The organism is Chryseobacterium sp. BIGb0232, assembly GCF_024810195.1.
Taxonomy (GTDB): domain Bacteria; phylum Bacteroidota; class Bacteroidia; order Flavobacteriales; family Weeksellaceae; genus Chryseobacterium; species Chryseobacterium pennae.
The window spans coordinates 194,234-219,002 of sequence record NZ_JANUEH010000003.1; the positions used below are offsets into that span (position 1 = coordinate 194,234).

The following is a 24,769-nucleotide window of genomic DNA, read 5'->3' on the forward strand; positions in this document are numbered from 1 at the left end:
ACCACACTATATATTTAACCTTGCAAACATCACATTAAAATAAATCTTTAAAGTATTTCATTATCTACATAAAAGAACAGTTATACTTGCATCTTTTATGCAAAAAAATCCCGGAAAGTGACTTCCGGGATTTTGAATAATATGTTGAAAAAGATTACTTCTTCGTTAAAACTTTAAACTTGAAATAAGATACAGCTGCTAAAGTAATCATTGTTGCGATACCGATGTATACCCAAGCTGGTACTGGTACCGGATCACCTGCTGCATAAGAGTGAAGTCCGCTCAGGTAGTAATTTACTCCAAAATAAGTCATTACCATTGAACAGAAAGCAAACATGGTTGCTACGTGGAATGCCCATCTGCTTCTTAATCCTGGAACTAATCTCATGTGCAATACAAAAGCGTACACCATAATGGAAATGAAAGCCCAGGTTTCTTTCGGGTCCCAGCTCCAGTATCTTCCCCATGATTCGTTGGCCCAGATCCCTCCAAGGAAGTTCCCTACCGTTAAAGCAAAAAGACCTACTGTTAATGACATTTCAGAAACAATTGCAAGCTCTTTCAATGTTGTATCATGGTGAATTTTATATGTTTCTTTGTTTGAAATGATATAGAACACCAAAGATAGCACAGCAATAATCATCGACAGGGCAAAGAATCCATAACTTGATGTGATAATTGCTACGTGAACAATCAACCAGTAGGATTTCAATACCGGAACAAGTGGTGTAATCTGTGGATCAAGAGCTGAACCTCCGTGTGCAAATCCCATCATGATAACAGCTACCATAAATCCGGATGCAGGAATCAATGCATTAGCATTTCTATAAAGAACTAAACCTGCCGTAATCCCTACCCACGAAATAAAGATAATAGCTTCATATCCGTTACTCCAAGGAGCGTGCCCTGAAATATACCATCTTGCTACAAGACCTAAGAAATGGAATAAATACCCAATTAAACCAATTGCAATAATTACTTTAATTACTTTGTTTAATACTTTATTCGGTTTGAATAATTCTACAAATCCAAGTAGTAAAAGAAGTCCACCGATGATGGTATAGAAAATCAATAGTTTAAAATTGATATCCGCAGTATTCATAAATACTTCAAGGTCTACTTTGGATTGATCAGGAATTACTGCTTTCCCCCATTTCTTCTGATAGTCTGAAAGTTTTACCAATTCAGCATCTGCTTTACTCCAATCACCGGATCTTTGAGATCCGATTACTTGTGAAAAATAAGGTCCCATTACCTGCTGAGATTCCATGTCCGGTTCAAATTTCTGATCCAGCCAAGAATGCCAAGTGTGATTTGCATCATTTTTCACAGGAACAATTCTTAAGAACTGACCACTGAAAAATTCATTGAAAATCTGAACCCTTTCATTAAGTTTAATTACCTGCTTATCGTATTCAGACTGGTCTCCCGGTTTCTTGGCAAAAGCTGTATTATAGTCTCCCTCCAGGATATAAGTTAACATTCCTGTTCTCTTATCTACCGGGAATAAGTTCAATAGAGAAGTATATCCTTCTTCATTTGCTTTTGTTTTTTCAAGAAGTGCTTTCCCTCCTTTTTCATCAACTTTGATTAAAGGAACTGATGTCCAGCTTTCTGTATCTGTATTGATAGATAGGAACCATTGGTTAGCATCCAGAGACTTCCCGTCTGTTCCTTTGAAACGATCACGCTTGTAAAGTTTTCTTAAAACCTCTAAAGCCTGTGTGTTCATTGGAATGATCCTTCCTTCGAAGTTCTGAACCAAAAGGTAACCGAATTTCTCTGCGTGTTCTTTGCTAATCTTATTTTTACCAATGATTTCATCAGCTGAAATGGTTCTCATTTTCCCCATTGGAGAAGCTAATGAATTTTGTCTTATCTCGCTATCCTGAGATGTTTGAGTTTGAGGAGCAGGTGCCGCGTGCGTATGCCCATCACCTTCTACGTGTACATGTTCTCTGCTTCCGTCAGTAGTTCCATGCGTTTCGATTTTTTGAGCATTCAACCCAAAGCTTAAGAATAATAAAAGTACTGCTGCTGCTTTCTTCTTATTAACGTCTTTCAGCATTTTATTTAATTTCCAGAAGTGTGTTCCTTTCCAGAAGAAGATCACAAACATTCCTAAGAATAATAATCCATACCCGATATAAGAAACTAAAGTTCCCCAAAAATCGTGGTTTACAGATAATACGGTTCCCATTCTGTCCGGGTCAAAGCTTGACTGGAAGAAACGATATCCTTTATAGTTTAGAACGTGGTTCATATAGATTTTATAAGGCGTTTCTTTTCCTTCGTCTACAATTTTAATGTGGCTTTCATAAGCACTTGGAGAACTACTTCCCGGATATGTTTCCATTACGAAATCATCCAGTTTCAAGGCAAATGGCGTGTTGTACACTTTTGGACCGTATCCAACCATGATGTTCAACCCATCCATCGTGATTTGCTTATAAGCATTTGGATTTCCTCTTTCAACAGAAAGATCAACCAATTGCTTTGTTTTTGGACCTTGAAGCTCGATCTGAAGCATATCAGGAACACTAGCGTCCTTCTTTCTGTCACCTTCAATAGCCATCAGTTTACCCTTTTTAAGACCTTCAGGTACTACAAGTTTTAGTTCATTGATGCTATATAAACTTCTCAATACTAAAGGTTGAAACACATCTTTTGCAGTATTTCCGGTAGCCTGCGTTGCCATAGTCATATAGCTTGCATCCACCGGAGTCTTGATGAATAATTTACCACCTTCATTTTTGAATTCAACAGCTCCGTCAATGGGTCTGTTAAAGGTTACCAAAGTTCCGTTAATGGATTTTGTATCACCGGCTTTGATATAGATGTTCTGTCTTCCGGTTTTTCCTGTTGAAACCAGGTGAAGATATTCAGTTCCGTTAGGTTCAGCCAATAAGCTGTCTTTTTTTCTTTGAATATATTCTTTTGCAAAGATCTTCACTTCTTTTCCGTGGAAATCGTAAGTGGCATTAAGATCTTTGTGAAGTGGAGACATCAAATAAGGAATATCCTGATAGTTAAGGACATCTCCTTTTTCCTCGATCTGGATTTTAAGGAAGTTTTTATCCGTTACAATTTCATTGGATGTTTCCCCTTCTCTGATGTGCATTTGCCCCTCAAAACTAATATATCTTGTGATGGCACCACCAATAAAAATGAAAATAAAGGCAAGGTGAAAAACCAAAACCGGCCATTTATCCTTTTTCCACAGTCTGTATCTTCCGATATTCCCTATGAAGTTAACGATAAGCAGCACCATAATGAGTTCAAACCATTTCGCCTCATAAATTAATGCTTTTGCTGTAGGAGTTCCGTAGTCGTTTTCTAAGAACGTTGCATAGGCCATTGCGAATGCGTACACCAGTAACAATACAGCCATTGTCCTGGTTGAGATAATAATATCCTGGAGCTTCTTCATGATTTATATATACTTGACATGCAAAAATAAGGATGATAAACCATAAAGAGCTGAAAAAAAGCTGTTTTTTGTCATTTTGATCGCTGTTTTCGTTATTTTGAACCATTCTTAATAAGATTGGAGTTATTATGAAAAAATCAATTTTTAAAACCGAAAAAATACAGATTTATAATGCCTATATCAGTGATTGAAGACTTCTATTTATCAGTCTTCATTTTTAAGAAAAATCAGGACAAGCAATAAAGTATATCTTTTTTGACTCACAATGATTCTGAACTGATTTTTTGAGTTAAAAAATCGTTTCATTTAGCTTTTTAGGAAAGGTTAATTTAAAACATGTAACCTTAGAGACAATAAATCGTTGATAGACAATCTCTTTAAATAATTACTTGTCTATTTTTCCAGAGATATTCTTTTCCTGATCTTGCTTAAAAACTCGTGGGTGATCCCAAGGTAAGATGCCACTTGTTGCTGGGTAAGCTTTTGTTCTAAGCCTGGATATTTCTGTAAAAATTCAAGGTAACGCTTATCTGCTGTTTTTCCTGTTAAAGAAAGAATTCTTCTCTGAAGCGCTACAGACGACTGCTGATTCATGATTCTGAAAAGCTTTTCTATTTGCGGCATTGTTTCATAAAGATGTTCCTTATCTTTCTTTGAGATCATCAATACCTTACTGTCCATAAGGGCTTCGATATTCAAAATAGTTGGAACATCATTAATCAGACTATCAATATCAGTAATCCACCATCCTTCTACAGCAAAATAAAGAGTCTGTTCAAATCCGCTTTCGTTCAGATAATAGATTTTAAAACATCCATCCAGAACGAAGCCTTCAAAGAGACAATAATCACCTTCCCTCAAAACCACTTCCTTTTTTTTGAAATTTTTCAACTGGAAAGGAGCAGAAAAATAACTGAATTCTTCCTCTGAAAGAGGAACATACCGGCTGATATTTTTATAAAGCAGATTGAACATGATCATATTTAACAAAAATAAAGATACCAATATTACTGATATCTTTATTCATTCATAAAGCAGACAAGCGTTATTTTCCTTTTACAAAATCCTATGTATTGACAATACGAGCGTAAAGGTTGCCCAATGCAGATATACCTGCCAGAAAAGACCTTTGAATATCTGTGGCTTTTACAACCTGACCATAAAGCTCCCTATCTCTTGTAGCAGTAGCATCACCAATAATGATATTGTTGAAACCCAAATCAAAAGATGCTCTAGTTGTAGATTCTACACAGACGTCTGTCATCATCCCTGCAATAACCAGATTTTCAATTTTTTCAGACTGCAGATATTTCAACAGATCAGTATCTCTGAAACTATTTGGAAAATGTTTTTCAATCACTTTCTCACCAATCGAAGGGGAAACCAATGCATGTATTTCTGCTCCTGAAGTTCCCGGTAAAAAGAAAGTAGCGCCTTCATTTGTTGAAATATGACGAATATGAATGACGGGAAGATTGTTTTTCCTGAAATATTCCAAAACCTGTTGAGCGTTTTTACCAGCTTGTTCAGCTCCTTCCAATTTCATTTTTCCTCCTGGAAAGTAATCGTTTTGTACGTCGATAATTAATAATGCAGTGTTTTCCATTTTTCTTTTTTGTTGTGCGTTCATTGATATCAGTGATAATAAAGCCAGACATAAAGTCAGCGTGCTTTTCAATAGATTTTTCATTGCTTAAATTTTATATGACAAAATTATCAGCCCTAAAGCTTCTAACCTTTGAACTAGTTCAAAAAAAACTCACTGGTTACAAAATAAAAACCGAAGGAAGGCCCTCCGGTTTCAAATTTATTTTATTTCCAATAACTCCATTTTAACCCATCAAATACAGCTATAGTTTTACTCACTGTATCATAGGTTCCTGATAGTTGCCAAGTCACTAAGAGGGGTTGAATATGGAAGTTAATGAAAAGTGAAAAATTGATACCGTTAACTTTTCTTCATCTACAATACCTGTTAAAGCAATGAAATAATAGGTTCTAAAAAGTACTTAATTTTATGCAGATCACGAATATAGGAAATACTTTTTTCAATTTAAGATGACATCATGGCTTAAATAATCAATGTTTTTTTGCAGAATTTAAAGTTATGCTTTATGTTTTTTTGAAAAATTATAAAGAAATACAGATCAATTAATATAATTTAACAGCTCTGTATTTGGATTAACAAAAAAAATAACCCTATTTTTATTTCAGACAATATTTATAACACAAAATATTTTTTAATCAACTTAAAATAATAGTAGTAAAAAGTGGGCATTACAAAATGTTTTTTGAAGAAAAAAGATTCTTTTTAGTATTGAAAAAACATTAAATTTGCCACATTGATATTTATGGATAAAAAGACACAAAAAAAACCGACTGAATCGCCTGAAAAAGGCAGAATTTTATCTAAGCCACGCATATTTTTCGGGCTTACTTTTATACTGTTCTCCGCTGTACTCGCTTTATCATTCATTTCCTATTTAATGAACTGGAAAGCAGACCAAAGCCAGGCAGGAACTATGCTGGACAAGAGTATAAAATCTTCAAACATTTTCGGTAAAGCCGGAGATTGGTTTGGAAATATTTTCATATTTGAAAGCATTGGGATAGCTTCATTCATTATAGCATTTTTATTTCTTGTTGTGGGAACTATGATCCTTAAAAAGAAGATGTTTAAGCCATGGAAAACAATTGGCCATTCCCTGTTTTTCATTTGTTGGGTGCCTATCTTTATGGGTGCACTTACCAAAGGACAAGGAGTTTTGGGAGGCGTTTACGGATACCAGATTATGGATTACCTAAATGCTATTATCGGATCTGTAGGTTTATGGACTGTATTGGCGGCCAGCATCCTGTTATATTTCATTCTTGAATTTAATCTTCGCCCAAGTTCAATCAAGGCAAAACTGACTAAGATTAATGAAAATACCATCGAAAAAGTAAGATCCATGATGCCAGATTCTGATGAGGACTTTAAAGCTGATGAAGAATTAAAAGAAGAAGAAGGAGACGAAACTGAAATTGAGGAAGCAGAAGCTCCTAATGTTACAGTAAGTGATATTACAAATAATAATCCGATCAGTAAAGTTAAAGAGCCTGTAAATGTACCAAAAGGTTTCCCGGAAATTCAGCCGGCAAGTTCTATAGAAACAATTACAACTCCTAATCATACTTCATTTGATAATGAACCTAAGGAAGTTTCTGAGCCTGTCAGCTTAAACCTTTCTACAAAACCGACAATTCCGGTTTCAAGCCCGGAGGATGCTTTTGACATCACACCTTCTATTCCTGTTCCTGCTCCGGTACCAGTAGTTCCTGTAACACCTGTTCCAGCAGAAAACATTAAGTTTAATGTAGAGGTAGCACCAGTAATTGATATTTTGGATGATTCTGACAAAAAATCTCAGGAGCTGGTAGAAAAACATGGTTTATATGACCACAAATTGGATCTTCCTAATTTCCAGATGCCACCTGTTGAACTACTGAAAGATTACGGGAACGAAGAAATTTCTATCAACAAGGAAGAATTAGAAGAAAATAAAAACAAAATCGTTGGACTTCTGAAGAACTTCAACGTAGGAATTGCAGAGATCAAGGCAACTATTGGACCCACTGTTACTTTATACGAAATTGTACCGGAAGCAGGAATCCGTGTAGCGGCTATTAAAAAACTACAGGATGATATTGCATTGAACCTTTCTGCTTTGGGAATCAGAATTATTGCTCCGATGCCAGGAAAAGGAACAATTGGGATTGAAGTACCAAGAAAAAATCCTACTATGGTTTCTATGCGTTCCGTGATTGGGTCTCATAAATTCCAGAATACAGACATGGATCTTCCGGTGGTTTTCGGAAAGACGATTTCCAACGAGATCTTTATGGCTGACCTTTCAAAAATGCCTCACTTACTGATGGCAGGAGCAACAGGGCAGGGTAAATCTGTCGGGATTAATGCGATCCTTACTTCCCTACTCTACAAGAAGCACCCAAGCGAACTGAAATTCGTAATGGTTGACCCTAAAAAAGTGGAACTTTCTTTATATTCAAAAATAGAAAGACATTATCTGGCAAAATTACCAGATGCAGAAGAAGCTATCATCACGGATACCAATAAAGTAATCAATACCCTGAACTCTCTTTGTATTGAAATGGACACCAGATACGACTTGCTTAAAAATGCTTTCTGTAAAAACCTGAAAGAATACAACAAGAAGTTCACAGAAAGAAAATTAAACCCTGAAAACGGACACCGTTTCCTTCCTTATATCGTATTAGTAGTAGATGAGTTTGCAGATTTGATCATGACCGCAGGAAAGGAGGTGGAATTACCAATTGCGAGACTGGCACAGCTTGCCAGAGCCGTAGGAATTCACCTTATTGTTGCTACACAGAGACCATCTGTAAACGTAATTACGGGTATGATCAAGGCCAACTTCCCTGCAAGAGCTGCCTTCAGAGTAATCTCAAGTGTGGATTCAAGAACGATCCTTGATTCTCCGGGAGCAGATCAATTGATTGGTAAAGGAGATATGCTTTACTTCAATGGTAATGAAATCTTAAGGCTTCAGTGTGCTTTTGTAGATACTCCGGAAGTAGAAAGACTTGCAGAATTCATTGGAGAACAGAAAGGATATTCATCTGCCTTACTTCTGCCGGAATATGTTTCAGAAGATGCTAACAGTTCTTCTGTAGGTTCTTTTGATCCTAATGAAAAGGATGCATTATTTGAAGAAGCTGCAAGAATCATTGTTTCTACCCAACAGGGATCTACTTCAATGCTTCAGAGACAATTGAAACTGGGCTACAACAGAGCTGGAAGAATTATGGATCAACTGGAGGCAAGTGGTATCGTAGGAGGCTTTAACGGAGCTAAAGCAAGAGAAGTTCTTATTAGTGATCTTCATTCTTTGGAACAGTTTTTGGAAGATCTGCGTAGTTAAAGGGAAAAAAGCAAAAAGCTTTACCCTTGAAAATTTAAAATTATCTAAAGATTATTAAATAAGAAAAATGAAGAATATTATTTCAAAAGTTATATTGGGAAGTTTTGTGGTAGGTGCAGTAGGTATGGCCAATGCTCAGAAAATAGACGCAAAAGCTAAAAAGATATTGGATGACATTACAGCCAATTACAATTCTAAAAAGAATTCTTACTTCAAATTTTCTTTTGGAACAGGACTTAACGGACAGGTTAACAAAACAGAGCCTGGTATCTACTATACTGCAGGAGATAAATATAAGCTGAAGATCATGGATACAGAACAGATCTTCGATGGAAATAAAATCTACAACATCAATGCTGATGATATGGAAGTAACCATCGCAAAACCTAACGGAAGTACGACCATGTTCTCCCCTATTAATTATCTTACTACCTACAGAAACGAATACAACGTAACTTATAACGGTAAGAAGACAGTAAATGGTGTAAGTACAGATTTCATTAAACTGACTCCTGTAAAGGCAAACGGAATTCAATTTGTATATCTTTTTGTAGACTCTGCAAAAAAACAAATGGTAAAACTGGAACAGTATGGAAACAACAAAGATGTTGCAGTGATTGCTATTAAAGAGTACAAGGAAAACCAGAATCTGGATCCTAATATGTTTGTCTTTGATAAGAATAAGTTTAAAAACTATATAATTACAGAACTTTAAAAGCTGAATATCAAAAGGGTGAATCTACCTTTTCATAATTTCGCTTCAGAAAAAAAATAACAAAATATAAAAGCCGCAAGTTTGCGGCTTTTTGATTAATTTTGGCACATGTTAAAAATACTAGACAGATATATCATAAAAACCTTCTTTGGACCGTTTTTCTTTATATTCAGCGTATTGTTTTTCATTTTCATTGTAAACATTATCTGGGTTCAATTAGGACAGTTTATGGGAAAAGGATTGAGCTACTGGCAAATCCTTAAACTTCTTTTTTACCTTGGGGTAAACGTTATCAGTATGGTTCTTCCACTTACCATCCTTTTGGCGAGTATCATGTCATTCGGAGAATTTGGAGAACGCTATGAGCTGGCTGCCATGAAAGCTGCAGGAATTCCTCTTACCCGGGTAATGGCTCCTTTGCTGGGAATTACAACCATTCTTGCTATCATGCTGTTTTTTTTCTCCAATAACATTATTCCGGATTTTCAGAGAAAGGCCAAAAACATGCTTTTTAATATTGCTCAAACGAAACCGGCCATCAACTTTACTCCCGGTCAGTTCATTGACCAGATCCCGGGATACATGGTAAAATTTGATAAGATCTATGGAGAGAATGGAGAAAATATTGAAGGAGTATTTGTTCACAAAAAGGCCAATACTTACGAAAACCAGCAATCTGTTGTAGCTGAAAAAGGAAAATTTGTTCCGGCTACCAATAAGAATTACCTGAAACTGATCCTTTACAACGGATATGTATTTGAAGATGCCTTTGCCGGAAAAGGTGAATTAGCAAGACTAAAGCAGCCTGATCAGGCCATCAAGTTTGACACATTAGTGAATCACTTTGACATCAGTGAACTCATCAATAAAGCAATCGAAAAGGAGCAGATTACGGACGATTACCGTTTCCAAACCTATAATGAGCTTAACTCAACCATTGCAACCAGTAAGAAAGAAAATGCGCTGTTCTTTAAAAATGTCGGAGGAGATGTATTAAACCAGACCAATACTGTGGTAGGCTATATGGATCAGGATAACAAACCTAAAGTAGCAGCAAAATCGCAAATAAAACTGGATACAGTAAAAAGTGATAAAAAACTAGAACTGATCTATAATTCTTACAACAGGCTTGAAACCCTGAAATCCACACTGGAATCAAAAAAGAATGAATTCAGTACCAATGTGAAATACTTCAGTAAGATTGTTATTTACCAGCAGAGATACATTTCTTATTCGGTAACCTGTCTTATTTTCTTCCTGATTGGAGCAAGTTTAGGATCTATTATCCGAAAAGGAGGTATGGGTCTTCCGGTCATTATAGCTATTGTTATCTTTATCATTTTCTACGTCATCAACGTTGGAGTAGAAAACATGTCCTGGAGTGGTAAAATGAACCCTTATTTAGCAGCATGGCTTCCTAATTTCATTCTTCTTCCGTTTGGGATCTGGATGACCTTCAAAGCGCTTACAGATTCACAATTATTTGATGCAGAAAAATATAAAGCCCTGTTTAAACCAATTACAAAAAGATTCTCTAAAAGTAAAGAACATAAGAGATATCAATAATTTCAAAAAACAAAAAGGCCCGGATTTTCCGGGCCTTTTTGTTTTTTGAAAGATGGAAGAGAGAAGCAGGAGGCTGGAAGTTATTTACACACGTATAATTAAAACAAGCCGTAAAATACAACTATATAAAATTACTACAGTTAAGCTTTTTATTCCATTTCAAAAATATTCTTCTTCTCCCTTTTTTATCTTAAAAACAGGCTCCGGTTATCCGCAAACCAATAACCACATCCAGAGTTCATATCATCAGATTTCTTACCTAAAGTAAACTACAATCCCCTCCATCTTCCTGCTTCCTTACTATACCAAAAAGATTATATTTGCAAAAAATAAAACTATAATTACATGAGAAAAGTACTGGCCTTAGGCCTGTTTGCATTGGTTTCCTTTAACGCTTACGCACAGGAAGACAACAATACGGATTATGAATTAAGAGGAGATGAAAAATATGGTTATATCATAGACAAAAACGGTAAAAAAATCGAAGGAATTGTAAGACTGAACGGAGATGCCATTTACCCCTGGAATAATCAGAAAAAAGTAAAATTCATTTCGGTTTCTGACATCGACAAATCCAAGAAAAAACAAAAATTCAAAACACTGGATACTGATGATATCAAAGAGTATGTTTCTATTGATGAAAGCAATAATGAAAGACACTTTGAAAATATTAAGTATACCAATACCAAAGAAGGCTTCAATACTGCAACAGGAGGCTTAAGCGGCAATATCAAAGCCTTTAATAACCTTACAAAAAGCAATCAATTCGCTGAAATTGTAAAAGACGGGAAGATCAAGGTATATAAACTATACGGCTACCCTACTACTTTCTCAGCCGGAACCAGCCAGATGATTGCAGCCGATGCGGAAACCAAGAGAATGAGGGAAAATCCGTCTTATATCTACAGTAAAAAAGGGGGGAAAATTGAAGAGTTTACTTTTGCCAAAGCTAAAATCATCATCGCAGACTGCAGCTATGCAAAAGGCAAAATGACCAGCGGCGCTTATACTTCTCTGAAGAATGATGAAAAGAAAAGATCCGGTCTGGGTAAACTGATCAAAAGCCAGATTGATGATGTGACATCAAACATTCTGCAAATTGTAGACGAGGTTATTACAGATTATAATGAAAACTGTAAATAAATTACCAGTGATATATAAGAAGAGACTCCGGCTTGGAGTCTCTTTTTTATTTAAAATTGATATACAAAGGCGTTAATATTCATCCCGGCACCTACCGAAGCAAATAAAACAACATCATTCTTTTTAAGCTCATGCTGTTCCAATTCTCCTTTCAAAATCATAGCCAGTAAAGAAGGAATGGTTGCCACACTGCTATTACCCAGTTTATGAATCACCATAGGCATAATATTTTCAGGAACAGGAACATTATACAATTGATAAAATCTGCTCACAATGGCTTCATCCATTTTTTCATTGGCCTGATGAATAATAATTTTATCCAATTCATTGATTGAGTACCCACTATTATCCAGACACTTTTTCATTGCCTCAGGAACATTTACAAGTGCAAATTCATATATTTTCCTCCCATCCATTTTAATATATCGGGTATCCGGACACTTCTCATTGTTATAAGATTTTCCAAAATATAAATAATCCTTTTCATTAAAAGTAAAAGAGGCGGATAAATGAGATTTTATTCCAGATTCATCATCAGTATTAACTTCCAAAACAGCTGCTCCTGCACCGTCAGCATAAATCATACTATCTCTGTCATGAATATCCACAACACGGGAGAGTGTCTCCGCTCCAATTACCAGGCAACGCTTGGCAATACCTGCCTTAATAAATGCATTGGCTTGTATTACTCCCTCAATCCAACCGGGACATCCAAACAAAACATCATATGCAACACAGAAATTGTTTTTTATTCCCAATAAATGCTTCACCCGGGCAGCAAGGCTGGGTACCGTATCAGACTGGATCGTTCCAAAACGGACATCTCCAAAATTGTGGGCAAATATAATATAATCCAGTGTTTCAGGATCTATCCCTGCATTTTCTATAGCTGCCTGAGCTGCAATAAGTCCTAAATCTGAAGTTACTTGTGTACTATGTGCATATCTTCTTTCTTCAATGCCTGTGATTTTCTTTAATTTCTCTGTTATTGAAGCATTGTTTTCTTTTAATAAAGCTCCTTCTTCATTGAGAAAAATATGCTTGTCAAAAAATAAATTGGTTATCATTTCAGATGGGATATAGTTCCCCACGCCAATAATTCTGGTCATCATCTTTATGTTATTTATCCTGCTCTACAACTCCTCAGGAATAATTCGATAAATATAACGATAATACTTACTAATTAGTATAACAGACCTACTTAATATGATAAAATTTTCAATAATTTATCCGCAAAATTTCTAAAAAAAGCAAAAAAGAGGATTCCAAAACCGGAATCCTCTTTTTTTATTTTCAATAGCTGAAAATTATACTTTCATAATTTCAGCTTCTTTTGTTTTAAGATGCTCATCGCAAAGCTTTACATACTTATCTGTATACGTCTGGATTTCTTCTTCCACACCTTTTACAACATCTTCAGAAATACCTTCCAGTTTCTTAAGTTCTTTCAAACCATCCTGTCTTGCATTCCTTATTGTTACTTTAGTATTCTCAGCTTCTACCTTAGCTTGTTTTGCTAATTCTTTTCTTCTTTCCTCCGTTAAAGGCGGTACATTAAGAATAATATTTTCTCCGTTATTAGAAGGTGCAAAACCTAGGTTTGAGTTAATGATCGCTTTCTCAATTGCATTGATTGCTGTTCTGTCCCAAGGTTGAATAGAGATGGTCATTGCATCTGGAACAGAAACATTGGCAACCTGGTTGATTGGAGTCATTGCTCCATAGTATTCAACCATTACATCCTGAACCATTGCTGTAGAAGCACGCCCTGCTCTAATTCTTTGAAATGCATGGTCAAGGTGCTTTACCGCTCCATCCATGTCATGTTTTACAGATTCTAATATTAGATCTAATTCTTCCATTATTATATTAAAGTTTGATAAATTGCACATTATGATAAATGATGATTGATAAAAGATAAATGACGAGTAATCGGTAATAAGCAATGAGTAATATTAACCTCTTTAGCTGTTATCGGCTACCTGTCATCTACTTGATTACAAATCAACTAAAGTACCTACGTTTTCTCCATCCACAATTTTCACTAAATTCCCATCTTTATTCATATCGAATACAATGATAGGCAACTTATTCTCGTGGCTCAAAGTAAAGGCAGTCATATCCATTACCTTAAGATTTTTCTCAAATACTTCATCGAAAGATAATGAATTATATTTTACTGCATCAGCATTTTTCTCAGGATCACTGTCGTAGATTCCGTCTACTCTTGTTCCTTTAAGAATTACATCTGCCCCAATTTCGATCGCTCTCAATGTTGCAGCAGTATCTGTTGTAAAATAAGGGTTTCCTGTACCTGCACCGAAGATCACTACTCTTCCTTTCTCAAGGTGTCTTACCGCTCTTCTTTTGATGAAAGGTTCAGCCACTTTATCCATTTCTATCGCAGACTGAAGTCTTGTTTTGATCCCGGCATCCTCTAATGCTCCCTGCAGTGCCATACCATTAATTACAGTGGCTAACATTCCCATATAGTCTCCCTGTACTCTGTCCATTCCTTTTGCAGCGCCTGCAACACCACGGAAAATATTTCCTCCTCCAATGACGATCGCTACTTCACAGCCCTTTTCAACTACTTTTTTAATCTCGGCAGCATATTCCTGCAGTCTTTCGTTGTCAATACCGTATTGTCTGTTCCCCATTAAGGCCTCACCGCTAAGTTTTAGAAGGATTCTTTTATATTTCATCTTTTATTTTTAATAAGCTATTTATTAGAGTGGGTTTCCCCAAAATTTGATTTTGCAAATATAATCATTAAAAATATTGGTAAAAGAAAAATATTTAATTAGAAATAATGTAAGAAATATTTTGAAAAGTACGAAAAAGGATTATTTTTGCATTAATTATAAATTGAGTTGAAGAAAATTATCATTTTTTCATTATTTCTATCAGGAATTGTTTCTTATGCGCAAACAGGAACAAATGTGTATCCGTTCTTAAATGTACCTGTATCTGCAAGACAGGCTGCCTTGGGTGGAGATGCAATTTCGATAAGAGATTATGATGTTTCCTTTGCTATTGCAAACCCGGCCCTGTTAAATAAAGATTCAGACAAGCAGCTTTCTGTAAATGCTACTGCTTATCTTGCCGACTCCAAATACGGAACCATTGCTTATGCCAAAGACTTTGAAAATGGACATATGGCCACCATCAATGCAAGGTATATGAGCTATGGAAGTATTCCCAGAACAGATGAAAGCGGTTTCCAGGACGGAGAATATAAAGCTTCGGATGTAGCTGTCGGTGCCGGATATGCTTACCAGTTTGAAGAAGACTGGACCATTGGCGGAGGATTAAACTTCGTTACCTCAAAAATAGACAACTATACTTCTTCCGCAATCTCAGGAACTGCCGGAATTACGTATCATAATAAGAAGAACAAAGAAGTTCTTTCCCTTGTACTGAGAAACTTCGGTTTCCAGCTTAAATCATTCAATGGAACCCGTGAAAATCTGCCATTCAGAGTAGATGTAGGATATACCAGAATATTAAAGAACTTCCCTCTTGCCATTACCATTACAGCACACGATCTTCAGGAGTTTAATATTTCATCTGAATATAATAAAGATGGTCAGAAAGTGAATGCAGGAAGAAAAATTGCCGATCACTTCTCTTTAGGAGCAGAATTATTCCCGGAAAAGAACTTTAATATCAGACTGGGATATAATGTGAGAAGAGGAAATGAGCTTGCTGTAGCAGATCAGAGAAACTTTTCAGGACTTTCAGGAGGGTTTGGAATCAAGATTTCAAAATTCCGTATAGATTATGCTCACGTAAGATATCACAACTCCTCGAACGTCAATCAGATAGGGATTTCCATGGACCTTTCCAGCCACAGAGGAGAATAGAAAAATTCATAAAACCCTCTTAAAATTTCTTATTAATTCTTGATTTTCTAAAAAAAATCTTGAAATTTGCAGTATGAAAAAACCTGTAATAGCTATCGATGGGTACTCGTCTACCGGAAAAAGTTCTATCTCCAAAATCATTGCTGATAAGCTGGGACTTATTCACATGGATACAGGAGCACTTTACAGAGGAGTTACCTGGTTTGCTCTGCAACACTGTCTGAATGAAAAAGGCGAAATTGACCTGAAAACTTTATTTTCATCTTTGGATCAGGTCCATCTTGAATTTAAAAATAACAACGGAACACTCATTCTTTACCTTAATAATACGGATATTTCTATGGAAATCCGAACTCATCAGGTTTCAGATAATGTAAGCCTGGTGGCCAAGCAAAAGGAAGTAAGAGATTTTTTATTGCAGTCTCAACGTTCTTTGGCAGAAAAAGGCGGTGTCATCATGGATGGACGTGACATAGGGACAGTAGTTCTGCCAAATGCGGACTATAAGTTCTTCCTTACTGCCAGCATTGATGAAAGAACCAACAGAAGATTTCTTGAACTAAAAGGCCTTGGAATAGAAGCTGATAAAGAACAGGTAAAACAAAACCTTATTGAAAGAGATAAAATCGACAGTGAGCGTGAAATAGCACCTTTGAAGCAGGCTGACGATGCCATCGTGATCGACAACTCTGAGCTTACTAAAGAAGAAACCATTGAGCTGATCCTTTCTTATATCAAAAAGATTTAACAATTTTTAATAGGCACAAAGCCTCCTTTGGTATACAAATTGCAAGTTTTACCAGTGTAAAAACTAATCTATTATTAACTATTAAAAAACTTAAAATGTCTAAAAACGGAAAAAATACAGCAGGTATATTGGCGGGACTTCTTGCAGGTGCTGCAGCAGGTGTAATCTTAGGAATGCTATATGCACCTGAAGAAGGAAAAGAAACCAGAAAAAAGATCAAAACCAAAGCAAATGATCTAAAAGATCAGGCAAAAGACAAATACGGAGAGGTTTCTGAAAAAGTGAAAGACCAATATGGCAATATTTCTTCTACTTTTAAAGAAACAGCAAACAACGTAGCACATACTATGAAAGATGGGTATGACAAATACAAAGATCAGATTGTTTCTAAAACTGCAGATGTAGTAAAAGATGTAGAAGCAGAACTGAATGATCTTAAATCATAAGTAATTTATCTTTTTTAAGTAAATTACAGAAAGGAACTTTTGTGCGAAAGTTCCTTTTTTTGTAACTTTAAAAAAAAACAATGATAGAAACTATTAAAGAATACGCCTCGAAGAGAATAGACCTTCTTAAAATAGAAGCTACAGAAAAATCTTCTCTTTCTGCCGGGCTCATTACCTACTTTGTAGTACTGCTTGTTGCTTTTGCTTTTTTTATTATCCTTTTCAATTTTGGAATCGCTTTTCTTATTGGTAAAGCATTGGATAATTACTCCTACGGATTCTTAATTGTTGCAGCATTCTATGCTGTAGTAATGGCTTTTGTCATTGCATTCAAAAATAAGATTGTGAATACTGTTGCAGACCAGGTTATTAAATTTTTAAATCATTCAAGCCATGAGTAGAAAATATGAAAGTATCGTAGAATTAAGAAGAAAGAAAAAACTGCTTCAAGGTGAAATTAATGATCTGGAAAATCTTCTTACTTTTAAAAATACAAAAGAGAGTCTTAGTGCATTTACCAATGGCTTAAGTGATCAGTATCTTCAGGAAAAAGTAGACGAAGACGGCGATGAAAAAGTTGTTCTGAGAAAGGATGTCATTGCTAAGCAGCTTACTTCAGAGGTTAAAGATCTTTTCATCAGTAAAAATACAGCTGTGGGACTTGCAAATACAGCCTTCAAGGGAAATATTGCAGACGGCATTATCAAGTTGGGCGTTACCGCTATCGTTGGTAACTACGCCAAAAAGAATATGAAAAGTTCTAATTGGAAGAATAAGCTGGTAGGAGCCGCATTGATCTACCTCGCTCCTATTGCTCTTAAATATGTAAGAAAAAAATTGGAAGTATATCAGAAAAATAAAAGTGTTTCCAGTATGGAACAATTAATATAAGAAATCAGGGCTTAGGATGCAGAAAATAATTTTCACTCCCTAAGCCCTGATTTTTTTTGCTGTTCTTCTTTATTTTGAAAATAACTGTCCTAAAATAATCCCGGCAGCCATTGATACATTCAGGCTTTCTGTAGACTGGGATTTTCCAAACCTTGGAATACTGATACATTTCTGCAAAAGCTTTTCCGTTTCCGGTCTCATTCCGTTTCCTTCGTTGCCTAGAATCAGGTTGATTTTTTCAGGTTTTTCAAATGTATAGATGTTTTCGCCATCCATATCTGTTCCGATATTTACGTTTTCTGTCTTAGAAAGATATTCCACAAGATCTGTATAAACGATGTTTACTCTTGTAAAAGATCCCATCGTTGCCTGAATTACCTTTGGATTATAAAAATCCACTGTATCTTCACTACAGATAATCTGTTCTATTCCAAACCAGTCTGCCAACCGGATAATCGTTCCCAAATTACCAGGATCCTGAATCCCATCCAAAACCAATTGTACTTTCTTATCCGCCCAGGTTTCCTGTTGATCCAGATAGCACACGGCGACAGAATCTTTTGGGGTTTTAAGAAAGCTGATTTTTTTTAACTCATTTTCAGAGATATGAGTAATAGGGATATCAGTACGGTCCAATTTTTGTGGATCGGTTGATAATATTTCTTTAACTTTAAAGTTAGAATTGAAAAGTTCACAAATGATTTTATTACCTTCAACCAAAAACAAATTGTATTTTTGTCTGAACTTCTTTTTATCTAAAGATTGTAAAACTTTTATTGTATGAGCTGTAAGCATTATAAGAATTCTCCTCAAAAATATTATAAAATTATCTCATTTGCAACATTTGTTGGTCTCCTTTATGCGTGTAGTACCACAAAAAAAGTTCCGGATGGTGAATATCTGCTTACTAAGAACAACTTTGAGTTCGAGGATAAGAAAGAATTTTTTGATGAAGAATTAAAAGATTACGTTCAGCAGAAGCCCAATAAAAAGCAATTTCTTTTCATGCCGTTAGGTCTTATGTTTTATAACATGGCCAATCCAAAATACGATACGATCCTTAATGAATATATGACGTATCCCAGTGAAATGAGAGATCAGAAACTGAGAGACTCATTATTTATCAGGTATAATATGAAAAGCAGTGTCGGAAAAAACCTTTTCTTCGACCGTTTATTGCATAGCTGGGGTTCTCCGCCTGTCATTTTAGATCAGACCAGAAGCGAAAAAAGTATAGAATCTATTAAAAAAAGGCTTACGTACCGGGGCTTTTGGGATTCAGAAGTAAAATACAGACATGATATAGACTCAGCTTCCAAGAAAGCAGCAGTAAAGTATTTTGTAAAACACAATGATCCTACCTATATTAAAGATTATTTTTTTAATATTCCCGATCAGGGGATAAAACAGGTCTATAACTATCATCTGAATAAAACCCTTATAAGATCAGGACAGATTCTTGATCAGACTGTTCTTGAAAAAGAGGTAACAAGAATTACAGACCTGATGAGAGAGTCCGGATATTATAAATTCAACAATACGAATGACGAGGTTTATTTTGTTGCAGATTCTTTAAAAAGTAAAAAACAGGTTCCTGTCACTCTGGAAATTCATAAAGATTCTTTAGATCGCCCTTATAAGAAAGCCACTTTTGGAAATATTGATGTTGCGATCGTAGATGAAGCCAGCGATTTTCCTAAGAACACCGTTAAAGACAGCTTAAGAAGAATAAGGTTCCATAAAATGAATGATAAATATAAAACATCATCATTATGGAAAACTATCATTGTAGACAGTAAGCAGCCTTATGATCAGCAAAAACTGGATGTGACTAAGAGAAATCTTATGACCATGAACAATTTCAGTATCGTAAAGGCAAGAGACTCTTTAAGACAGGGAGGTATCACTTCCCCTAATGACAGTATTGTAGATGTTTTATATATACTGAAACCGCTTCCTAAGTATGAGCTTAAAGTAGGAACAGATCTTAATTATTCTCAGATCCTGAATCTGGGAATCTCTCCTTCTGTGGACCTTACTACCCGAAATATTTTCAAAGGGGCAGAAAACCTTTCTACAAGTCTTTCCGGTACATTTGGATCTATTGCAAGTACAGAAAATAATGATAAGAGAGTATTGGCGTATGAAATATCCGCTCAGGCATCACTAAACTTTCCGAGATTACTATTACCATTTAATTATTATAAATTCATTCCCAAAAGATACACCCCTACTTCATCTATTTTGTTGGGAGCATCTATCCAGAATAATATTGGATTGGGAAGGGTTAACTTTAATACGGGATTAAATTATCAGGCCACAGTAAATGAACAGGTGTATCATAAACTTACCCTCTTCAATACCCAGATCAGTTTAACGAAAAATAAGAATGCTTATTATGATTATTTCGTTAATGATGGAGTGGTAAGGGACGAAATATTTAATGACTATTTTGCTAATTACCCCAACATTGGAACTGATTATAAATCAGGGAAACTTACAGGGGATGCTGTCACTGAAGAAATTCTTAATAATAAAGGATATCAGGATGGTCTTAATCAGCAGGGCCAGGATCTTTTTACAACATTCAGAGGAACTCTTATTAACAAAGAAAGACAGACGGAAGATGTCTTTATTTCTTCCATGATCTATAATTTTGTTTACAATGAAATTGGTAAAAAAGATTATCCTAATGCATTTTATTTTAATGGTAAAGTAGAACTTGGTGGTAATATTTTAAGTTTGTTCAATAAGAAAAGTAATGATGGAGGACTGGTTACAGCACCTCAGAAAACCATCTTTGGAATTCCTTATGCCCAATTCGTAAAATTCGATATCGACACAAGAAAATATTTTAAATTCAATGGTAACCAGACGTTAGTTCTTCGACAGTTTATTGGAGTGGGTATTCCATATGGAAACTCTAAAGATATGCCTATTATCAAGTCTTATTTCAATGGTGGTTCCAATGATATCAGAGCCTGGGTAGCATTCGGAGGATTAGGTCCTGCTGACTCTCAGGTGGACGAAAGAGTACGTGCATACATGACCAATGATGTAAAACTGACAACCAATATAGAATACAGAATTCCATTTAATAACATGTATGAAGGAGCCATTTTTACAGATATAGGAAATACCTGGAGCCTTCGAAATCACAATGATGCTCATGAGGATCAGTTTAAATTCAATAAATTCCTGAGCCAAATGGGTATTGGTAGTGGATTCGGGATAAGAGTAAATGTAGCCTATATTACTTTGAGAATAGACCTTGCCTATAAGATCTTTGATCCAAACAAGCCCGAAGGAGACCGCTGGAGATTCAAAACACTGCAGCCTTTCAAACCTACTGTTAACTTTGCCTTCGGATATCCTTTCTAATCCGGAGAAACTCCAAGAATAAAATATACTACAGCAATAACACGGGCGAGGACTTCCCTCGCCTGATTTCTGTAGAAACTTTCAGGCTTCGTTACATCCTGTGCATCAAACCCCAAAGCATTCATATCATTATTTCTTGCAAAAAATAAGGCCCGAAGATTATGGTATCCCTGGGAAACAATAATGACGTTTTTCTTCTTATAAACATCTTTACAGCGGAGAATACTTTTATAGGTATTAAAGCCTTTCGGATCTTCAATAATAATATCTCCAGGAACTCCCTCCTGGTAGACCAGATAATTCTTCATGGCAGCAGGCTCATTATAACCTTTACTTTTTTCACCGCTTACAATAATTTTCTTGATCTTTCCATGATGGTAAAGAAGAGCTGCAGCATCCATCCTTTTCGTAAAATACGGGTTGGAAAGACCTGATCTCATCTTTGGAGAGGTTCCCAATACCAATGCAATTTCTCTTGGTGGGATTTTTGAAATTTTGGTATAAGTACGGCCGTTGGTGAGTCCGAAAACCCACACATTACAGAAGCATATCATTAAAATCCCCAATTCTAATGATACAAATCCCAGGTTAAATATGTTCCTAATAATTCTCAACTAAGATCAAAGTTAAGCTTTATTTTTTTACTTTTCACTATTGACATGCAAGCTAATATATGCCCCTGCCCTTCTTCTTTTTCGGTAAGATATTCATTTTCCAGCAGTTCCACTTCTCCTTCATCCAAAGAACATTCACAACTTCCGCAGATTCCGGATTTGCATGAATAAGGAACCGGGAATTTCTGAAGCAAAAGTTGCTGCAGAATTCTATCCTTATTATCAGGAAGTTGGGTTGTATATTTTTTTCCGAGCATCGTAAATTCTACCTCTATATTTTCAATAAGCGGAAATTCTTTTTCTACAGGATAAATATCATCATTATATTCTTCAAAAAGCTCAAAATGAATATTTCTTTTTGGAATTCCGTGATGATAGCAGGCGTTTGCCAACGTTTTAATCATTTCCCCTTTTCCACAGATCAGAACTTCGTCTACAGCATCCCAAATCGTAGATTCTTCATCTGTATCATCCAGGTGAAGGATCTGATTGATAATTAAGTTTAATTTCTTTTCATCTAATCTGCCATAGAAAAACTGATCAGCTGTTTTCTCCTGAGAAAAGAAGTAAAAAATCTGAAGTCTGTCTCCACAGGTTCTGGCAAGATTATCCAACTGATCTCTGTAGATGAGATTATCTGAACTTTTATTTCCAAAGAATAAAAACAGTCTTGTTCTTGGTTCGTTATGAAGGATGTTCTTAAAATGACTTAAAATAGGAGTAATTCCAATACCGGCAGCAAAAGCAACTATAGTTCTGAATTCGCTGGGCTTAGATACTATAGTAAATCTGCCTGCGGGTTCACTTATCATTAATTCATCCCCTTCCCCATAGTTTTGAAACAGCTGAGAAGTAGCTCCATCAGGAGAATTAACCTTTATTCCCAAACATATTTTCCCTTCATAAGGAGCCGAAGTCATTGAATAATCATTAATAACTTCTTTTCCATGCGATAGGAATTTTACACTAACGAACTGCCCGGCATCAAACTTGAAATTTTCTTTCAGATTCTCCGGAATATCGAGCTCCAGAGAAAAAGTATTTTTGGTCAGCTCTACCTTTTTCGCTATTTTTAACGGATGAAACTGTATCAGTTTCCCTTTATAGATTTGTTGTTCCATACTTCAATTCAAAAATAGATAAAAAATAATTTATGAAGAAGATAATTTTATCCACGTTGATCCTGACAGTTCTTTACAGCTGTAAAAAAGAAACTTCAAAAGCTGAAGACAACACTCCTGTTACGGATTCAGTTACTGCAACTCCAAACACAGCAGATCAGGTAAGTACGTATATTCCCAAAGAACTTTCTCCTGAAAATGTAGGTCAGAATTTAGCTAAAAATAATGACACTTTATATGTTACCAATTTCTTTGCAACATGGTGTGGCCCTTGTATCAGAGAAATTCCAAGTTTTAAAAATAAAATGGAGGAATTAAAAGACAAGCCTGTAAAATTCACCTTTGTAAACCTTGATGACAAAGCAGAATGGGATACTGCAGTGAAAGATTTTGTAGCAGAACATAATCTTGGAGCCAATGTTATTCTGCTGGATGGACAAAAATTAGATCCGAATTTCTTCTCCAAAAACTTTAAACAATGGGATGGTGGTTCAATTCCTTTTACCTTTATGAGAAAAGGAAGTCAAACGGATGAATACCTTGGTATGATGACCGAAGAAGTATTGAACTCTAAAATCAATGCTTTTCTAAAATAAAATATACATCTTTCTGAATCATGTCAAAAAGATTTAAGATCCTGTGTTTATTGTTAACTATTGCAATCATTGGAGGCGCAATTATTAATCTGAACACAGGATTTTTAAGCTTAAGCCTTCAGGATTTCTTTCAGGATTCTGCCCAAAGTCAAATTGCTGAAATTCGTATTAACAGAGTTTTTGTTATGCTATTGGCTGGAATTTCAATTCCTACCTCCGGATTTCTGATGCAGGAATATTTTCAAAATCCATTAGCCGGACCTGATATTCTGGGCATCACCTCTGTAGCCAGCCTATCGGTGGCATTTTATATTTTCTTCTCTCATAATATTCTGCTTCCTGAATTTCTGCAAAACAGTTTTCTTAGTCTATCAGCTATTGGAGGAAGTTTGTTATTGATGCTCGTTCTGTTATCCATGTCCAATAAATTTCAGGATAAATCTTACCTGATTATTTTCGGATTTCTGGTATCTGCTTTTGCCGGAGCCATCGTTTCCCTGTTACAGTTTTATGCAGAGAATCAAAGTCTGAAAAACTATATTTTATGGTCTTTCGGAGCTAATAATATGGTAACGAGGAATCAAATCTGTGTTTTATCAGCTTTAGTATTGATAGGATTATTTTTCTGTTTTAAATCTATAAAACCATTAATTGGAAATTCATTGGGAACTTCATATGCACAAAGTTTAGGAGTTAATCTGAAGCATTTAAAACTTCTAATCATCGTAGCCTCTTCCCTACTTTCTGCCTCTATTACGGCTTTTTTAGGGCCTATCCTTTTTATTGGGATAATTGTTCCTCACTTTTGCCGATTGATTTACAACCCTGCAAAATTATGGCAGCAATGGATATTGAATATGTTTCTGGGAATGTTGGTTATGCTGATCTTCTCTGTGATTGCAGAAAAAACCCAGATCCCTTTGAATGTGATAAGTTCTGTTTTTGGAATTCCTGTGATTTTACTCATGCTTTTGAAGCAGAATAAAGTGTGATTTTTGTTGGAAACGCGAAGACGCAAGAATTTTTGACTGTTTCACGCTTTAAGGCGCAAGGATTTTATCTACGATAAAATTGTATGCTGCTAAAATATCTTTTCAAATTATCACTCTAAATTACAGTTAGCTCATTGATCAAAATAGAGGTGTTCTTCCTAATAATAATATGTCTTCAATTTAACTAAACATTATTCCCAACTCTTGCTGAAAATCTGTGATTTTCTTGCGCCTTAAAAATATACGCAATGTATGATAAATCTTTGCGCCCTTGCGATTATCCAACAGTAGTCCTCAAATTATATTTAAATACAAAA

At 35.5% G+C, this 24,769-nt stretch carries 21 protein-coding genes; 12 read left to right on the plus strand and 9 right to left on the minus strand.

What is annotated here, in order from left to right:
• Positions 1-154: 154 nt before the first annotated feature.
• The 3 genes from ccsA to M2372_RS10515 form a co-directional block, all read right to left on the minus strand.
• Positions 155-3,430, minus strand: a complete 3,276-nt coding sequence (gene ccsA / locus M2372_RS10505) for a cytochrome c biogenesis protein CcsA (RefSeq protein ID WP_123319252.1) — start codon at positions 3,428-3,430, stop codon at positions 155-157.
• A 393-nt stretch (positions 3,431-3,823) separates the two neighbouring features.
• Positions 3,824-4,405, minus strand: a complete 582-nt coding sequence (locus M2372_RS10510; protein ID WP_123319253.1) for a Crp/Fnr family transcriptional regulator — start codon at positions 4,403-4,405, stop codon at positions 3,824-3,826.
• A 91-nt stretch (positions 4,406-4,496) separates the two neighbouring features.
• The gene (locus M2372_RS10515) at positions 4,497-5,120 is read right to left on the minus strand and encodes a cysteine hydrolase family protein (protein WP_123319254.1); all 624 of its coding nucleotides are present in this window, start codon (positions 5,118-5,120) and stop codon (positions 4,497-4,499) included.
• 661 nt (positions 5,121-5,781) lie between these two features.
• Here M2372_RS10515 and M2372_RS10520 point away from each other — a divergent pair.
• The 4 genes from M2372_RS10520 (at position 5,782) to M2372_RS10535 (ending at position 11,797) form a co-directional block, all read left to right on the plus strand.
• Positions 5,782-8,373 (plus strand): DNA translocase FtsK, encoded by a 2,592-nt coding sequence (locus M2372_RS10520; protein ID WP_123319255.1) that lies wholly within the window; start codon positions 5,782-5,784, stop codon positions 8,371-8,373.
• Between the two features lie 67 nt (positions 8,374-8,440).
• On the plus strand, positions 8,441-9,088 hold the full coding sequence (locus M2372_RS10525) for an outer membrane lipoprotein carrier protein LolA (RefSeq protein WP_115968781.1): 648 nt from the start codon (positions 8,441-8,443) through the stop codon (positions 9,086-9,088).
• A 108-nt stretch (positions 9,089-9,196) separates the two neighbouring features.
• Positions 9,197-10,654 (plus strand): LptF/LptG family permease, encoded by a 1,458-nt coding sequence (locus tag M2372_RS10530; RefSeq protein WP_123319256.1) that lies wholly within the window; start codon positions 9,197-9,199, stop codon positions 10,652-10,654.
• Between the two features lie 345 nt (positions 10,655-10,999).
• Positions 11,000-11,797, plus strand: coding sequence for a hypothetical protein (locus M2372_RS10535; protein ID WP_123319258.1), 798 nt, complete (start codon positions 11,000-11,002; stop codon positions 11,795-11,797).
• A gap of 50 nt (positions 11,798-11,847) precedes the next feature.
• Here M2372_RS10535 and M2372_RS10540 read toward each other — a convergent pair whose 3' ends face one another.
• The 3 genes from M2372_RS10540 to pyrH form a co-directional block, all read right to left on the minus strand.
• Complete coding sequence (locus tag M2372_RS10540; protein WP_123319259.1) at positions 11,848-12,909, minus strand: 3-oxoacyl-ACP synthase III family protein; 1,062 nt, start codon at positions 12,907-12,909, stop codon at positions 11,848-11,850.
• A 195-nt stretch (positions 12,910-13,104) separates the two neighbouring features.
• Complete coding sequence (gene frr, locus M2372_RS10545) at positions 13,105-13,659, minus strand: ribosome recycling factor (RefSeq protein ID WP_115968785.1); 555 nt, start codon at positions 13,657-13,659, stop codon at positions 13,105-13,107.
• 135 nt (positions 13,660-13,794) lie between these two features.
• Entirely contained in the window at positions 13,795-14,502 is a 708-nt protein-coding gene (gene pyrH, locus M2372_RS10550; RefSeq protein WP_045496358.1) for a UMP kinase, read from the minus strand.
• Between the two features lie 168 nt (positions 14,503-14,670).
• On the opposite strand from pyrH, the gene porQ reads away from it, so the two are divergent.
• The 5 genes from porQ (at position 14,671) to M2372_RS10575 (ending at position 17,748) form a co-directional block, all read left to right on the plus strand.
• The gene (gene porQ, locus M2372_RS10555; RefSeq protein WP_115968786.1) at positions 14,671-15,663 is read left to right on the plus strand and encodes a type IX secretion system protein PorQ; all 993 of its coding nucleotides are present in this window, start codon (positions 14,671-14,673) and stop codon (positions 15,661-15,663) included.
• Positions 15,664-15,736: 73 nt separating this feature from the next.
• A complete protein-coding gene (gene cmk, locus M2372_RS10560) occupies positions 15,737-16,411 on the plus strand; it encodes a (d)CMP kinase (RefSeq protein WP_123319260.1) in 675 nt (224 codons plus the stop codon).
• A 95-nt stretch (positions 16,412-16,506) separates the two neighbouring features.
• Positions 16,507-16,857 (plus strand): YtxH domain-containing protein, encoded by a 351-nt coding sequence (locus tag M2372_RS10565; RefSeq protein WP_115968788.1) that lies wholly within the window; start codon positions 16,507-16,509, stop codon positions 16,855-16,857.
• A gap of 80 nt (positions 16,858-16,937) precedes the next feature.
• A complete protein-coding gene (locus tag M2372_RS10570; protein ID WP_045496351.1) occupies positions 16,938-17,258 on the plus strand; it encodes a phage holin family protein in 321 nt (106 codons plus the stop codon).
• Positions 17,251-17,748 carry a phosphoribosyl-ATP pyrophosphatase gene (locus M2372_RS10575; RefSeq protein ID WP_115968789.1) on the plus strand — a complete coding sequence of 166 codons (498 nt, stop codon included), beginning with the start codon at positions 17,251-17,253 and terminating at the stop codon, positions 17,746-17,748. The genes M2372_RS10570 and M2372_RS10575 overlap by 8 nt, the downstream gene beginning before the upstream one ends.
• Before the next feature lie 69 nt (positions 17,749-17,817).
• Here the strand turns inward: M2372_RS10575 and M2372_RS10580 are convergent, their stop codons facing one another.
• The gene (locus tag M2372_RS10580; protein ID WP_123319261.1) at positions 17,818-18,543 is read right to left on the minus strand and encodes an RNA methyltransferase; all 726 of its coding nucleotides are present in this window, start codon (positions 18,541-18,543) and stop codon (positions 17,818-17,820) included.
• Between M2372_RS10580 and M2372_RS10585 the strand changes: the two genes are divergently transcribed.
• Entirely contained in the window at positions 18,529-21,129 is a 2,601-nt protein-coding gene (locus M2372_RS10585; RefSeq protein WP_123319262.1) for a BamA/TamA family outer membrane protein, read from the plus strand. The genes M2372_RS10580 and M2372_RS10585 overlap by 15 nt on opposite strands.
• Here M2372_RS10585 and M2372_RS10590 read toward each other — a convergent pair.
• Positions 21,126-21,683 (minus strand): vancomycin high temperature exclusion protein, encoded by a 558-nt coding sequence (locus tag M2372_RS10590; RefSeq protein WP_394337811.1) that lies wholly within the window; start codon positions 21,681-21,683, stop codon positions 21,126-21,128. The two genes, M2372_RS10585 and M2372_RS10590, sit on opposite strands and share 4 nt — an antisense overlap.
• 56 nt (positions 21,684-21,739) lie before the next feature.
• Positions 21,740-22,864, minus strand: coding sequence for a ferredoxin--NADP reductase (locus tag M2372_RS10595; RefSeq protein WP_123319263.1), 1,125 nt, complete (start codon positions 22,862-22,864; stop codon positions 21,740-21,742).
• A gap of 32 nt (positions 22,865-22,896) precedes the next feature.
• On the opposite strand from M2372_RS10595, the gene M2372_RS10600 reads away from it, so the two are divergent.
• Both M2372_RS10600 and M2372_RS10605 read left to right on the plus strand, forming a co-directional pair.
• Entirely contained in the window at positions 22,897-23,460 is a 564-nt protein-coding gene (locus M2372_RS10600) for a TlpA disulfide reductase family protein (protein ID WP_123319264.1), read from the plus strand.
• A 20-nt stretch (positions 23,461-23,480) separates the two neighbouring features.
• On the plus strand, positions 23,481-24,452 hold the full coding sequence (locus tag M2372_RS10605; RefSeq protein WP_185018788.1) for an iron ABC transporter permease: 972 nt from the start codon (positions 23,481-23,483) through the stop codon (positions 24,450-24,452).
• The last annotated feature ends 317 nt before the right edge of the window (positions 24,453-24,769 follow it).

Coding starts and splice junctions, on each gene's coding strand:
- M2372_RS10515 (WP_123319254.1), bottom strand. CDS start 5,120: ATGAAAAATCTATTGAAAAGCACGCTGACTTTATGTCTGGCTTTATTA.
- M2372_RS10570 (WP_045496351.1), top strand. CDS start 16,938: ATGATAGAAACTATTAAAGAATACGCCTCGAAGAGAATAGACCTTCTT.
- ccsA (WP_123319252.1), bottom strand. CDS start 3,430: ATGAAGAAGCTCCAGGATATTATTATCTCAACCAGGACAATGGCTGTA.
- M2372_RS10510 (WP_123319253.1), bottom strand. CDS start 4,405: ATGTTCAATCTGCTTTATAAAAATATCAGCCGGTATGTTCCTCTTTCA.
- M2372_RS10580 (WP_123319261.1), bottom strand. CDS start 18,543: ATGCTTACAGCTCATACAATAAAAGTTTTACAATCTTTAGATAAAAAG.
- frr (WP_115968785.1), bottom strand. CDS start 13,659: ATGGAAGAATTAGATCTAATATTAGAATCTGTAAAACATGACATGGAT.
- M2372_RS10590 (WP_394337811.1), bottom strand. CDS start 21,683: ATGATATGCTTCTGTAATGTGTGGGTTTTCGGACTCACCAACGGCCGT.
- M2372_RS10600 (WP_123319264.1), top strand. CDS start 22,897: ATGAAGAAGATAATTTTATCCACGTTGATCCTGACAGTTCTTTACAGC.
- cmk (WP_123319260.1), top strand. CDS start 15,737: ATGAAAAAACCTGTAATAGCTATCGATGGGTACTCGTCTACCGGAAAA.
- M2372_RS10530 (WP_123319256.1), top strand. CDS start 9,197: ATGTTAAAAATACTAGACAGATATATCATAAAAACCTTCTTTGGACCG.
- M2372_RS10525 (WP_115968781.1), top strand. CDS start 8,441: ATGAAGAATATTATTTCAAAAGTTATATTGGGAAGTTTTGTGGTAGGT.
- M2372_RS10535 (WP_123319258.1), top strand. CDS start 11,000: ATGAGAAAAGTACTGGCCTTAGGCCTGTTTGCATTGGTTTCCTTTAAC.
- M2372_RS10520 (WP_123319255.1), top strand. CDS start 5,782: ATGGATAAAAAGACACAAAAAAAACCGACTGAATCGCCTGAAAAAGGC.
- M2372_RS10565 (WP_115968788.1), top strand. CDS start 16,507: ATGTCTAAAAACGGAAAAAATACAGCAGGTATATTGGCGGGACTTCTT.
- M2372_RS10605 (WP_185018788.1), top strand. CDS start 23,481: ATGTCAAAAAGATTTAAGATCCTGTGTTTATTGTTAACTATTGCAATC.
- M2372_RS10540 (WP_123319259.1), bottom strand. CDS start 12,909: ATGATGACCAGAATTATTGGCGTGGGGAACTATATCCCATCTGAAATG.
- M2372_RS10585 (WP_123319262.1), top strand. CDS start 18,529: ATGAGCTGTAAGCATTATAAGAATTCTCCTCAAAAATATTATAAAATT.
- M2372_RS10595 (WP_123319263.1), bottom strand. CDS start 22,864: ATGGAACAACAAATCTATAAAGGGAAACTGATACAGTTTCATCCGTTA.
- M2372_RS10575 (WP_115968789.1), top strand. CDS start 17,251: ATGAGTAGAAAATATGAAAGTATCGTAGAATTAAGAAGAAAGAAAAAA.
- pyrH (WP_045496358.1), bottom strand. CDS start 14,502: ATGAAATATAAAAGAATCCTTCTAAAACTTAGCGGTGAGGCCTTAATG.